This window comes from Chryseobacterium soli (assembly GCF_000737705.1).
GTDB lineage: Bacteria > Bacteroidota > Bacteroidia > Flavobacteriales > Weeksellaceae > Chryseobacterium > Chryseobacterium soli.
Map to the genome: position 1 here is coordinate 224,146 of NZ_JPRH01000001.1, position 14,304 is coordinate 238,449.

The 14,304-nt window shown below is 39.1% G+C and carries 12 protein-coding genes; 6 read left to right on the forward strand and 6 right to left on the reverse strand.

Going from position 1 to position 14,304, the window contains the following annotated elements:
• Positions 1 to 35: 35 nt before the first annotated feature.
• From IW15_RS01005 to IW15_RS01025, 5 genes are all read right to left on the reverse strand, one after another.
• The gene (locus IW15_RS01005) at positions 36 to 1,007 is read right to left on the reverse strand and encodes a glycoside hydrolase family 130 protein (RefSeq protein ID WP_034708557.1); all 972 of its coding nucleotides are present in this window, start codon (positions 1,005 to 1,007) and stop codon (positions 36 to 38) included.
• A 41-nt stretch (positions 1,008 to 1,048) separates the two neighbouring features.
• Complete coding sequence (locus IW15_RS01010; RefSeq protein WP_034708558.1) at positions 1,049 to 2,335, reverse strand: MFS transporter; 1,287 nt, start codon at positions 2,333 to 2,335, stop codon at positions 1,049 to 1,051.
• Positions 2,336 to 2,510: 175 nt separating this feature from the next.
• The gene (locus IW15_RS01015; protein ID WP_034708559.1) at positions 2,511 to 4,136 is read right to left on the reverse strand and encodes a SusD/RagB family nutrient-binding outer membrane lipoprotein; all 1,626 of its coding nucleotides are present in this window, start codon (positions 4,134 to 4,136) and stop codon (positions 2,511 to 2,513) included.
• A gap of 15 nt (positions 4,137 to 4,151) precedes the next feature.
• A complete protein-coding gene (locus tag IW15_RS01020; protein WP_084681343.1) occupies positions 4,152 to 7,106 on the reverse strand; it encodes a SusC/RagA family TonB-linked outer membrane protein in 2,955 nt (984 codons plus the stop codon).
• Positions 7,107 to 7,482: 376 nt separating this feature from the next.
• Entirely contained in the window at positions 7,483 to 8,361 is an 879-nt protein-coding gene (locus IW15_RS01025; RefSeq protein ID WP_034708560.1) for an AraC family transcriptional regulator, read from the reverse strand.
• A gap of 157 nt (positions 8,362 to 8,518) precedes the next feature.
• On the opposite strand from IW15_RS01025, the gene IW15_RS01030 reads away from it, so the two are divergent.
• The 6 genes from IW15_RS01030 (at position 8,519) to fabF (ending at position 13,590) form a co-directional block, all read left to right on the forward strand.
• Entirely contained in the window at positions 8,519 to 9,391 is an 873-nt protein-coding gene (locus tag IW15_RS01030; RefSeq protein WP_034708563.1) for a helix-turn-helix domain-containing protein, read from the forward strand.
• Positions 9,392 to 9,482: 91 nt separating this feature from the next.
• Positions 9,483 to 9,899: an OsmC family protein gene (locus tag IW15_RS01035; protein WP_034708565.1), complete on the forward strand. Its 417-nt coding sequence runs from the start codon at positions 9,483 to 9,485 to the stop codon at positions 9,897 to 9,899.
• A 125-nt stretch (positions 9,900 to 10,024) separates the two neighbouring features.
• Positions 10,025 to 10,630, forward strand: a complete 606-nt coding sequence (locus tag IW15_RS01040) for a TetR/AcrR family transcriptional regulator (RefSeq protein ID WP_034709781.1) — start codon at positions 10,025 to 10,027, stop codon at positions 10,628 to 10,630.
• Positions 10,631 to 10,640: 10 nt separating this feature from the next.
• Positions 10,641 to 11,909, forward strand: a complete 1,269-nt coding sequence (locus IW15_RS01045) for an acetyl-CoA C-acetyltransferase (protein ID WP_034709782.1) — start codon at positions 10,641 to 10,643, stop codon at positions 11,907 to 11,909.
• Between the two features lie 11 nt (positions 11,910 to 11,920).
• Positions 11,921 to 12,346, forward strand: coding sequence for a PaaI family thioesterase (locus tag IW15_RS01050; protein WP_034708568.1), 426 nt, complete (start codon positions 11,921 to 11,923; stop codon positions 12,344 to 12,346).
• A gap of 2 nt (positions 12,347 to 12,348) precedes the next feature.
• Positions 12,349 to 13,590, forward strand: a complete 1,242-nt coding sequence (gene fabF / locus IW15_RS01055; protein ID WP_034708570.1) for a beta-ketoacyl-ACP synthase II — start codon at positions 12,349 to 12,351, stop codon at positions 13,588 to 13,590.
• A 215-nt stretch (positions 13,591 to 13,805) separates the two neighbouring features.
• Here the strand turns inward: fabF and IW15_RS01060 are convergent, their stop codons facing one another.
• Positions 13,806 to 14,285, reverse strand: coding sequence for a cupin domain-containing protein (locus IW15_RS01060; RefSeq protein ID WP_228384290.1), 480 nt, complete (start codon positions 14,283 to 14,285; stop codon positions 13,806 to 13,808).
• Positions 14,286 to 14,304 lie beyond the last annotated feature (19 nt).

Genomic DNA, 14,304 nt, shown 5'->3' on the forward strand with positions numbered 1-14,304 from the left:
CGGAAATACAACATTAACTGTTTATTTATTAAAGTTTAAAGCGAATTATTTTTCATATAATCAATGATTTCAGAAATATATCCAAATGCAATGGCTACTACCGTATCCGCCGCACCATAATATACCGTTACTTTATCTCCTTCCGACAACGCGGCGCATGGGAAAACTACGTTAGGAATATCTCCTGTAAGCTCATACAATTCTGCCGGAGCCAGCAAATAAGGTTTCGTTCTGTACAATACTTTTGACGGATCTTCAAGATCCAGCAGCGATGCTCCCATCGAATAACGGAATCCTCTGCAGGTATTGATCACCCCGTGGTAGAAAAGCAGCCATCCTTCCTCTGTTTTGATTGGAACAGGGCCTGCTCCTATTTTGGTACACTGCCATGCACTGTCTTCAAATGGTGCTACTTTCATTACACAACGATGCTCACCCCAGTATTTCATATCAGGACTGTAGCTGATATAAATATCTCCAAAAGGAGTATGTCCATTATCACTTGGCCGGCTCAGCATTGCATATTTCCCGTTGATCTTCTCAGGAAAAAGAACTCCGTTTCTGTTAAAAGGCAGGAATGCATTTTCGCACTGAAAAAATTCTTTAAAATCAAAAGTATAGGCAATCCCGATTGTTGGTCCGTGATATCCGTTGCACCAGGTGATCCAGTAGCGGTCTTCAATAAAGGCAACACGCGGGTCATATTTATAATCCGATTCTATCATTTCGGTATTTCCGGCTTTCATATCAATCGGATCGTGGTTGATTTCCCAATTGATCCCATCTTTACTGAAACCTGCAAAAATATTCATCTGCACGGCTTTGTTATCGCAACGGAACACTCCCGCAAACCCATCTTCGAAAGGAACCACAGCACTGTTGAAAATGCTGTTGGATGTGGGTATTGCATATCTGTTGATGATCGGATTTGCAGCGTAGCGCCACATGATATCGCGGCTGTCTTCCGGACGATCCTGCCAGGGGATCTTTGCTGGTTGAAATGTCATAAAGTATTTTTTACTTTTATTTAATAGGTTTAATAAATGATTTAGTGTTCTTTTAATTTTTCAGAATAGGAGAACGGTACCAGCAACGTGACTATAAAAGCGGGTATAGTTGCTATCAAAACCCAGATGAAAAACATCTTATAACCCACCCAATCGCTAATCATTCCGCTGAACATTCCCGGAATCATTACCCCAAGGTTCATAATCCCTGTTGCAAAAGCATAATGAGCCGTTTTATGTTCACCCGGTGCAATCTGCTGCATAATGTACAGCATCAGCCCTACAAAACCGAATCCGTAGCCAAAATATTCCACTACAACTGCAATGCCTACAGGAAGCAATGTATCCGGTTGAAAATGAGCCAATAAGGCATATACCACAAATGGAATATTAAAAGCGGAACACAACCAGATCAGAGATTTTTTCAATCCTCTTGCAGCAATGAAATATCCTGCGAGCACAGACCCTAAAATAAATGCCGCTGAGCCATAAGTACCATAAATAAGCCCGATATCCGATGTAGATAATCCCAATCCTCCTGAAGTTCTTGGTGCTTTAAAAAATAAAGGCGCAATCTTTATCGCAAATCCTTCCGCAAAACGGTACAGGATGATAAACAATACGGCCCACATGATGTTTTTCTTTTTGAAGAATGAAATGATTACTTCCAATAGCTCTTTACGGATACTTCCTGCTTTCCGGATTTCTTTTTTACTTCTGTTTTCTTTTGGTAAAACAGCATAATGATATAGAGCTAATGCAAAAAACAGCAGTCCATAAATTCCCATGATAATCATCCATGCATTGGTGACTCCTTTTGTTTTTTCCAGAACTCCAGCAAAATAGACCAGAACTCCACTGCTGATGATCTTGGCAAGATTATAAAAAGCACCCTGCCAGCCAATGTATTTTGCCTGTTCTTTATTCGTTAAAAAATTAATGTAGGTTCCGTCTGCAGCAATATCATGGGTCGCCCCACAAAATGCAACCACCGCGAAAAGAGCAATGCTGTATTTGAAAAAATCAGGTAACGGCAGTGCTAGTGCGATTAATGCGAAAAGAATTCCTATAGCAAACTGAGTAGCAACTACAAAAAACTTTTTTGTTTTATAGATTTCCAGAAAAGGGCTCCACAGAGGCTTTAGTGTCCATGAAAACATAATCAGAGCCGTCCAGAATGTGATCTTGGCATCTGAAATGCCCATATCTTTATACATAATCCCGGAAACCGCATTAATGGTCACAAAAGGAATTCCCATTGCGAAATATAATGTAGATATCCAGAGGATCGGTTGTACTGAACGGGTTTCAGAGTTGTTGTTTTCCATATTCAACTAAAATACTAAAGAAAAGAGAATCTCTCAAAAAATCTCATTCCGGCGTGAAACGAACGTGATTAAAATGAAGAATTCCTGCACCGGGATTCTTCCGCCGGGATGAGAAAAAATTAAATCTAAATTTTGAAACAGCTTCTCGATCTTTCTGATGATGTTCTTGCTATAATTATTTTTTATCCCACCACAATTTTGTTCCTCCGGTATCGGCTCCGCCTAGATATTGCAAAGCCTGGGAATAATTGAACAGCGAATTTTTAGTATCGGTCGTAAAAGGAATTCTACGAATCATGGCATCTGTACTGATGAGTCCCCCGCTATCGTTCTGTCTTATTTTAAAAAGAATAGGATATCCGGTTCGTCTCTGTTCTGCCCACGCTTCAGGGCCGTTTGGATACAGGGCCAGCCATTTTTGGGTAATAATTCGTTCCAGTTTCCTTTCCGTAGAATCGGTATTGTTCCAAGCGATGGTCACTGTGCTCAGCTGGGTATCTCCGGCATTGATATTATTAGCTGCATTTTTAGGATCAACATAAGGAGCTTCGGTTGCGGTAGTATTTGCAAGATATGTGGCAACATTTGCACTTTTTCCCCACTCCCCAAAAGATTGCTGAACTCCGGTTACATAGTTCGTTTCTGCATCACCGGCACCGGCATATCCTCTCAGGGAAGCTTCGGCTTTCAGGAACCAGGCTTCTGCTGCTGTAAACAATTTAAGTTTACCGTCCGTGGCAGAAAAATAATCGCCATTTGCAGATTTCGCCTGTGGTTGGGAGAATCCTCCGTAGGTTGTTTTTCCATTTAATAAATCAATACCTTGACGGATTCCAATATATTTACCCTGAACACTGCCATCTGTTGCAGGAATGGCATATGCCGGAAGTCTTGGATCATTATATCCGTTCATGTAGGCCATCAGAGGTGCTCCGATAAGACAATCTCCCCAGGAATAAATAATAAAACTGAGTTCAGACTGTCCGACACTTATCAATGCATTATCAGCATTATCCGTAATTAATCCTGCTGGGGATGCAAAAGCTTCTTCTGCATACTGCTTGGATTTTGCCGGGTCGGCATAACTCATTCGCATAGCAAACCTCAACTTAAGAGAGTTAGCTAATTTTTCCCATTGGGCTATATTTCCCTGATACACCAAATCCGCCTTTTGTAAAGTAGATTTGTCTTCTACATTTTGTGTACTGGATGTATTCTTTATTTTTTCCAAATCGGAAATAGCAGAGGTAAGGTCATTAATGAAGTAATTGTAGGCATCCTGCTGAGAATCGAAATCAGTAACTCCGTTTGCATTCGGTGTTTCGTATTTACTGTATACTACGGGACCATGATTGTCTGAAACTCTGGCAGCCGTAATCACTTTCAGTATTTTTTTAACGGCAAATGTTGCTGTAAAATCGATCCCAGGATAGTTATTTTTAGCGGCATTATCAATGATGATGGAATAGTTGAAAATATCCTGCTGTCTTGCAATAATCCTGTTATTCCATCCGTCCATCATATAATAGGTCATATTATTTTTTCCCCCGTTAAATTGGGTTGCTGTACTGAACATCCCGCTAAACATATCTGCACTGAGGTTCGGATACAACTGGTAATCTGACTGAAGGCCTCTCTGCATAGATTTCATCGGGTTTACCACCGCAATAAAGTCTGCATAAAAATTTTCAGGTCCTCCTAACTTTTCCTGATTATATCGATCAAGTTCACTGGTACATCCGGAAGCAGTAAGCAATACCGCTGCTCCAAGTACCCATGTTTTAATAGTAATGAATTTCATTTTCGTATTGTAAAATTAGAAGTTAGCTTTTAATGATAATCCGATGGAACGGGTAACCGGCAGTCCAAATGAATCTACTCCCACTCCGCCCGGCGTGTTTCCGGATACCTGTTCAGGATCAAACGGAGCTTTTTTATAGAAGAAAAACAGATTGGTTCCAATAAGGCTTACCGTTGCATTTCTCATATATTTTGAATCCACATCAAATGTGTATGAAATGGAAGCTTGTCGTAAACGTACTGTTGTAGCGCTATACATGTAGGCCTCATCAATCCCTGTCCCGTTATTAATCCCACCGGTTGCTGAATAATAGGCTCTTGCATCGGTTTTTCCGTTATAAGCGGTTCCTGCCTGTGGTGTTCCGGGTGCATATACTGCATTGGGAATAGACACTCCGCCTGCATCTCTGGCATCGGCAGAAGCTTTACTTACGCCGTACAGATCATTCGCTTTTTCAGTGAGAGATAATACTTTACCTCCAAATTTCCCATCAACGAGGAAGGAAATCCCCAATTTTCCAATGTTAAAAGCATTATTAAAGCCTATAATAAATTTAGGATTCGGGGTTCCTAAATAGCCCAAACTGCCTGTCGTGGCTAACGGAACTCCATTGGCATCCACCAGAATACGTCCCTGATCATCTCTCTGGAATTTAATTCCATAAATATCCCCGAACGATCCGCCCAGTTTCATTTTAGTATAATTTCCGCCGCCGGTCAATGAAAAAAGCTGATCCTGCGGAACACTGATGCTGGTAGGAAATAATTCTACAATCTTATTTTTATTCGCTGATCCATTCACCATAGCAGTCCATCCAAATTTTTCTGAACTGAAAATTTTGTAAGACAAAGAAGATTCAAAACCTGTATTCTGTATTTTCCCTGCATTGATGTAATATGAGCCTGAAGGAATCCCTCCTAAGTTGGAAGAAATTGCCGTCTCCAATAACTGATTGGTGGCATTGGAGTTATAATAAGTGATGTCAAAACTCAATCGGTTTTTAAACAATCTCAGCTCTGTTCCTGCTTCAAACGTTTTATTAAGTTCCGGTTTTGGAGATAGCTCCTGAATACTGGTCACAAATGAACTCTTAGGATATACGATGGTTCCGGCATCTACCCCGTAAGAATAGGCTTTATAATATTCCAACATGGCATTTGAAATATTCGACGGTAACCCTAAACCAACTGTAGCATAAGACGCCCGTACTTTCCAGAAATCAATCACTTCCGGAAGTTTAAACACAGAAGATAATATGGCATTCGCTCCTACAGATTCATAGTCAAAGCCTTTTCTTCCAGTTAAAGCCAGAGTAGAATCCCAGTCGTTTCTAAATGTCATATCCACATAGAACATATTTTTATATCCGACAGATGCACTCGCAAAGAATGATTGTACCTGTTTTTTCATATTCCAGTAGATATTATGATATCCATCGCCCGGAGCTCTGTTCACGGCCCATTGCAGATTATTTAAAGTAAACAGGTTTGGGTTTGCCAGATAAGAATTATCAATCTGGGTTACTTTGTTTCTTGTCGTATTAATACTTCCTCCTACCGTAAAGTCCAGCGAAATATCGTCCGTTAATTTGGGATTACCAATAAGTAAAGCATCTCCATAGGTAGAAGAATTTTCATATACATTTTTAAGAAGCCTTCCGTTGAGTCCGTTGGCGAGCAAAGCAGGATCTGAATAGGCAGAAATATCACGCTGGCTGTCGGAAATGTTCCAGCTATAATTCCCACGCACTCTGGCAGAAAGCCATGGGTTAATCTGATAGGACAATGCAATGGAACTGTAGGCGTTTTTATTGCTGACTGTCACCTGGTTTCTGTTCAGGATCCAATATGGATTCTGAGTAGCCGGATTTCCTTTGAAAGCGCCATCCGGCCCTATTTCCCACCAGTTTTGTGCAGGAAGTAACCGCGTTTTATTGAGGTAGGAATAATTATCCGGTCCGTACTGATCAAAATCTACCCCTCTCGGCAGCCAATACAAACTCACCAATGGTGAGAAAGAAGCTCCCGGAGTCTGCCTGTTTTTACTGTTTTGGAGGGAACCTATGAAGTTCGCATCTAATGTCAGCTTATCATCCAGGTATTTACTTGAGTTCCTGAAAGAAACATTATACTGATCAAAATAAGACATGGGTACCACTCCTTTATTCGTGGTATTTCCAATAGAGAAATAATTCGTTGATTTTTCATTTCCCGATTGAAAAGAAAGGCTGTTAACCCAAGTCGTTCCGTTTTGCAGAAAATCTTTGAGATAATCTTTCGAAGATCCTTTGGCTCCCCAGCTATAAATAGAAGAACCCGGAGTTTCGTTGGGTACCGCAGGATCATAAGACAAATAGCTATGCTGTAATTTAGGCAGACTGTATGCATTATCTACCGTGAGACTGGTACTATAGCTAATGATACTTCTTCCGGCACGGACTTTTTTAGTGGTAATCAATATCGCCCCGTTACCTCCGGCAGAGCCGTACAGCGCGGAAGCAGAAGCTCCTTTTAAGAAATTGATGCTTTCAATATCATCGGGATTAATGGAGCTCAGTACATCACCGGGATCCGGCATAGAGGAATACTGGCTTATTTCCGGAGCTTTTCCCGCTTCGTTAATAATTGGGATTCCGTCGATTACATAGAGCGGCTGGCTGTTGGATACCGATTTGTTTCCTCTCATAATCACCCTTACAGAACTCCCCACACCGTTGGTTCTATTGATCTGAACATTAGAAACCTTTCCGTTGATGGAATTTAAAAGATTGGGAGTTTTTACTTCCGTCAGCTCATCTCCGCCAATCTGCTGGCTGGAGTAGGTCAGAGAACGCGCCTGTCTTTTTATCCCTAAAGAGGTAACAACCACTTCCTGGATATCAGTTGTTTTAGCAGAATCAGCCGTCTTTGTATTTTGTGCATACCCAAATAAAGAAAAAGCTAATAAAACCGGAATAACTGTTTTTCTCATAAATTTTAGATTTGTTAAGGGTTATTTTGAATTAAATCCCAATCAAATATTGTTTTTCTATTGTAAAACAAATTCCATTTATTTTTCCTCAACATTATACATCGGATGCATCAAATAATTAAAGTTTTGTTAAGATTTAATTCATATTAGCAAATCTAAATTTTGTTGCCAACCGGATATAATACTATTTTATCATAAAACGATATTATTTTTTCATACATTTTTAAAAACAACCCACAAACAATTGATTTTAATATACATACACTGTTATTGAAGTTGTAAAATTAATGGCATTTTCATGGCAATTTCCAGCAAAAAAAAGATCCGAATGGTTAAATCCGGATCTTAAGAGCATAATTATATGAGGAAATAAAAGTTATTCTATTTTTTTCACTCCCTTAAACTGTTCTCTGAATTCTGTAGGCGTTGTTTTTTTTACGGATTTAAAAACCTTATTAAAATTTGCGATATTATTAAATCCGGCTTCAAAAGCAATTTCAAAAACAGTAAGATTTTTTTCCATAAGCCATCGGGCTGCGTAACTGATTCTTATTTCATTAAGGTAATTCACGAAAGTTTTACCTATCCTTTTTTTAATAAATCTGTTGAAGGTAACATTGCTCATATTTACCAATGAGGCTGCGTCGTTCAGCGTTATTTTATTTTCAAAATTCTTATGCACAAAATCATGAATGATTTTCATTTTATCATTATCAGCAAAGGTTTCGAGTTCTATGCTATACGATGATAAGAGTGTGGTATTTTCAGCAGTGGCCAATTCATTCAGGATTTTCATGATCTCAATGAAAGACTCAAAACTGTCCATTTTCGATAAATTAAGAAAAGAATCCTTCAGTTTCTCTGCCGTTTCCTGAGAAAACAAGATCCCTTTAATGGAATCTTTTATCATTGTATTGATGGGTTTCAGAATATTTTTCTCCATCAGTGACTGGTTAAAGAAATCCTGATTAAACTGCACGGTGATCTCATGTGTTTTCTTATGCTTATTCCTGTAGTTTGCCCAGCAGTGCGGCAGATTGGGACCAACCAGCACCAATTCTATATTTCCTATTTCTCCCGTATGATCGCCAATCATCCGGCGGTAGCCTTTGCCTTTGTAAATAAAATTAATCTCTATTTCCGGATGATAATGATAAGGAAAATCGAATGATGCTTTTATCCGGTCAAACACAAGAAAACTATCCTCAGGAGATAATGGCGTTATTTCTCTCAAAATATTTTCTAGCTTACTCATAGGTTCTTTGAAAAATTTAAATTACAGTACAGATTCAGACTTTATAAAATGGACACAACAGTATCAACGGAAATATATGAATTTTTATATGTATTGTTAAAGAAAGTAATACCATTCAAAATCCAGCTTTTTTGTATCTTTAAACTAAAGTAACTATATGGTATTGGAAGATCTCGTTTTTGAAGATAATTATAAGAAATTCGGGCTGAATGTATTTTCTAATGAAAACCTTGACACCATCAACAGTATAAAGGCTCATCCCTATATTAAAATCCTTTTTGTTCCTGCCGGATATGAACTTATGATCGATTTTAATCATCACATCACGAAAGCGCCTACTCTGTTTTTCCTTACCTATCAATATCTGGACATTAAAAACGGAGGAACCGATGAAGCCTCTTTCCTGTATTACAACCGCGATTTTTACTGTATTCAGATCCACGATAAAGAAGTTGCCTGTGATGGACTGCTTTTTCATAATGTTTTTGAAATCCCGAATGTGGAGCTTGATCATGCTGAAACCATTATTATTCAAAATTTATTCGGTCATATAAAAGATGAACTCGAATGGAAAGAATCTTCAAGCGAGGAAATGATAAGAACTTATTTGAAACAGATCATCATCCGCACCACCAGAAAATGGAAGAAACAAAATCTGAAGACGGATACGGTGAATATACCGAACAATGAACTGGATGTTTTCAGGGATTTCAGCAGATATCTGGAGATTCATTTCAGGGAAAAACATCAGGTTGCCGACTATGCAGAACTTCTTCACATCGCTCCCAAAACCTTAACTCATAAATTCAAAAACCTGCATCTGGAGTCTCCCAATCAATTCATCATCAACCGGATTTTACTGGAAGCAAAAAGATTATTATTCTATACAGACAAGAGCGTGAAAGAAATCGCATACGATCTTGGATATGAAGATCCAGCTTATTTCAATCGTCTTTTTACCCAAAAAACGGGACATACGCCTTCAAACTTTAAAAAAAATTACGCCTCGGGAAAAAAGTACAATATTTAAGCCTTTTTATCTATCGTATTGAACCATTACCCGACTTACCTTTGTAACATCAAAAATAAAATATTTACTAAAACAACAAAAAACAAACATTATGAGACGTAACGCAACAGCCGTTTGGAACGGTAACATCAAAGAAGGGAAAGGACATTTAACGACTCAAAGTACAACGTTGAATGAAACTCAATATTCTTTCAACAGCCGTTTTGCTGACGGAGTGGGAACCAATCCTGAAGAATTGCTGGCAGCAGCCCATGCAGGATGTTTTACCATGAAATTAAGCGCAGAGCTTTCACAAGCAGGATTCACTCCTGAAGAACTGAAAACGACTTCCGTGATTACGCTTGATCCTAACATCGGAAAGATCACCAAATCTGAACTAACATTAACGGCAAAGGTTCCAGGTTTATCAGAAGAAGAATTTCAAAAATATGCTAAAATTGCTGAAGAAGGATGCCCGGTAAGCGCTGCTTTCAATTTTGAAATTACATTGAATGCCACATTATCTTAAAATAAGCTGTATCACAACGATATAAAGCATTGAAATCTGAGCACAACAAATCGCTCAGATTTCATTTGTAAATAAAATATACCAAGTGGTATATTTTTGTATCTTTGCTGAAAATTGCAACTGAAATGTCAAAAGCAGAAAAGACAAAACAATTCATCATTGAGAAAACAGCTTCCTTGTTTAATACTAAAGGCTATACCTCGACCTCACTTTCTGATATTACAGAAGCAACAGGATTAACAAAAGGGAGCATCTATGGAAATTTTGAAAACAAAGATGAAGTAGCTCTTGAGGTATACCGATACAATGCAGGTGTTTTAGCAAAAAATATGTCAAGATCCTTTGGGGACGAATTTCCTACAACTTTCAATAAACTGCATGCTTTTGTTGATTTTTACCGAAAAAACTGGAAAGTAGTTTTTTCAAACGGCGGATGCCCGCTCATGAATGCCGCTACAGAAGCGGATGATACTTTTCCTGTCCTTAAAAAACAGGTTCAATCGTCTTTTGAAGAATGGAAAAAGAAAATCGGATCTGTGATTGCAGAAGGGCAGAATAATGGAGAAATCCATAAAGACCGGAACTCCGAAGAATATGCTTCCCTATTTATCATGCTGATCGAAGGAGGTATTTTACTTTCTAAAACAACAGGAGAAATTAAATTTTTACACCTGGCTCTGGATAGGATACTCAGCCTGATTGATAAAGAACTTACCATCATTCCATCATAAAATTCATCTTATGGAAACTAAAAAAGTGGCTATCGTAGGATACAACAGAATTCCTTTCGCCAGAATGAATACCGCCTACTCCGATGCAGGCAATCAGGATCTGCTTCTTTCCGCATTAACAGGATTGATTACCCGTTATCATTTAAAAGGGAAACTCCTTGGGGAAGTTGCCGGCGGTGCCGTGATCAAGCATATCTCCGAGAGCAATCTCATCAGAGAAACGGTAATGAATACCTCACTGGATCCTGCAACACCCGCATGTGATCTTCAGCAGGCCTGCGACACAGGAATTGAAGCGGCGATTTACATTGGAAATAAAATCGCACTAGGCCAGATAGAAAGTGGTATCGCCTGTGGGGTTGAAGCGATGAGCAATATTCCTTTCGAATCTTCCCAAAGATTAAGAAAAGCGTTGCTGAAAGCCAATAAAGAAAAGTCAGCCTTTGGCAAATTAAAACATTTGTTGAGTCCAAAACTGAAAGACTGGATGCCGATTCCTTATAAAGGACAGGAACCTAAAACAGGCCTGGTAATGGGTGAACATACGGAAATCACAGCTAAATATTACCAGATTTCCCGTGAAGAACAAGACCTGCTGGCATTTAACAGCCACAAAAATATGGCTAAAGCATATGATGAAGGTTTTTTTGATGATATGATAACGCCTGCTTTTGGTCTGGATAAAGATAATAATCTGAGAAGAGATACCAGTCTGGAAAAATTATCACAGTTAAAACCAGCCTTTGATAAACAGAACGGAACCTTAACGGCAGGAAACTCTACTCCCTTTACCGATGGGGCTTCTGCAGTATTATTGGCAAGCGAAGAATGGGCAAAAGCCAATAATCTCCCAATTTTAGCGTATATTACGTTTTCTGAGCTTGCAGGGATAGAATATGTTGAAAACAGACAGAATTTACTGTTAGCACCCGTTTTTGCCGCTGAAAGAATGCTTAAAAAAGCAGGAATGAATCTAGAAGACTTTGATTATTACGAAATTCATGAAGCATTTGCCGCACAGGTCTTAGCAACGATTAAGATCTGGGAAAATGATGACCTCGCAAAAAAATTCGGACTTGAAAAAGCATTGGGAAAAATAGACCGCAATAAACTGAATGTAAAAGGCGGAAGTCTTGCTGCCGCTCATCCATTTGCCGCAACAGGAGGAAGAGTGATTGCCACTTTAGCAAAACTTCTTGATGAAAAAGGAAGCGGAAAAGGATTTATTTCGATCTGCGCGGCGAGAGGACAGGGTATAACAATGATTTTAGAAAAATAAATACTGAGTGTATGGACAGATTAGCACAACTCAAACAATTCATTGGGAAAGAATTTGACCCGTCTCCGTCTCCATTTATGAAATGGCTGAATCCGGTCGTTATTTCGGCAGAAGAGGGCCAGTTGGAATTTCAGTATACGGTACGGGCAGAATGGCTGAATCCGATTGGAAATTTACATGGCGGAGTAACCGCAGCTATTGTGGATGACATCATCGGAGCAACAATGTTCTCATTAAATGATAAATCTTTCATAACAACCATCAATAATGTGATCGATTATTTTTCAACTGCAAAAGAAAATGATAATATTGTAGCCGAAACGAAAATCATTAAAAGAGGTAAGCAATTTATCAACGTACAATGCGAAATCTGGAGTGCAGATAAAACAAGATTAATTGCAAGGGGAACCTCCAATTTATTTAAAATTAATAACTAGGTATGAAACGAGTTGTCATTACTGGACTGGGCGCAGTAACGCCCTTGGGGAATAATGTCGAAGATTTTTGGCAAAATAGTATAAACGGCGTTAGTGGCGCAGGACTGATCAAACAATTTGATACAGAAAAATTTAAAGTTCATTTTGCATGCGAAGTGAAAGACTTTGATCCAAAAGTACACTTAACCCACAATGAAATTAAAAAAAGTGACATTTTCTCTCAGTACGCCATGTACTCTTCTGCGGAAGCTATTAAGGACTCCGGACTGGATTTAGAAAATATGGACCCGTTTGATACCGGAGTTATCTGGGGAACAGGCCAGGGCGGTATGCAGACGTTCGAAAGTGAAGTAATGGAATTTGCCCATAGTGAAGGGGTACCACGCTTTAATCCTTTTTTCGTTCCTAAGTTTATTGCCAATATGGCTTCGGGAATGATCTCTATGAAATATGGACTTCGCGGAATCAATTACACCACGGTTTCTGCCTGTGCGACTGGAAATACGGCATTAATGGATGCATTCAATTATATCCGTCTTGGAAAAGCTAAAGTGATCATTAGCGGTGGATCGGAAGCAGCAATTACTCCGGCTTCTGTTGGAGGTTTTTCAATCATGAAGGCAATGTCTACAAGAAATGATGATTTCGCTACTGCAAGTCGTCCTTATGATGCTGACAGAGATGGTTTTGTGATGGGTGAAGGTGCCGGTGCTTTAGTTCTTGAAGACTATGACCACGCAAAAGCCAGAGGCGCAAAAATATATGCAGAACTGGTAGGTGCAGCTATGACTGCCGATGCTTACCATATGACGGCACCGCATCCTGAAGGGGTCGGAGCTATCAAAGCCATGCAGATCGCGCTGAAAGAAGCTGGAGCCAATGTAGATGATATAGATTACATCAACCCGCACGCAACCTCAACACCTTTGGGAGATCTTGTTGAATTAACAGCTATTACCAGCCTTTTCAAAGGAAATAAAAACCTGGACATCAGTGCTACGAAATCTATGACGGGACACTTGCTGGGAGCAGCTGGAGCCGCGGAAGCGATTCTTTGTATCAAAGCTATTCAGAACGGTATTATTCCGCCTACGATCAATATGCAGAAGGTAGATGAGAAGATTCCAAGAGACATCAATATTGTTTTCGGAGAAGCTAAAGAAAAAGATATTACGTTTGCATTAAGCAATGCGTTTGGATTTGGAGGACACAATGCGACTCTGATTTTCAAGAAGTTTAGCTAATTTTTGATTAAACATAGATACTATCTCCATAATTTACTGGGAGTTAATTTTAAAATAAAGAAAAAGCAGCCTCGCCAGGTTGCTTTTCTTATCAGCAATCTATATTTGATATTCATCTGCAACGTCACCAACATAAAAAAGCAGCCCAAATGGGCTGCTTTACAACATTGCACGAATTATATAAAACACTGAACCAGTGATTGTATATCTAAAAATTATTTGGAATCAGGAATGAAAAAATCATCAGCATCCTCTGAAATTGGCACATACATTCTCTCCCACTCCTTACTTTTCACCATATCCCAGCTGTGGCCTTTTCCTTTAAGGTCTTCTGCTAAAAGAATTACTCCAGGTTTGATCATAAAAGTAGATCCATCGCTCACTTTAAATTTGATGTTTCCTTTTAGAGTAATTACGTACTGCCTTCTTGGGGCTGGGTGTGCATTTTTTTCCCATTCTTCCGTTTTGTTGCTTATCCAGAATGTTGTGGTATTCATATGCTTCAGCGTGGGAATCTTTCCTTTTTCAAAAGTACATGTTCCGTCAGGGTTATTCACCAGCCTTACGGCAGGAATAGATTCACTGGTACTTTCTGTACTTACGCTTAGATGTTGGTGCTTTTTGTCCTGTCCATTCATAAATCCGACGGTGCTTAATGCTGCTGCAAGGCAAATGCCTTTAACGATGTTTTTCATTGTAAATTTAATTGTTTTA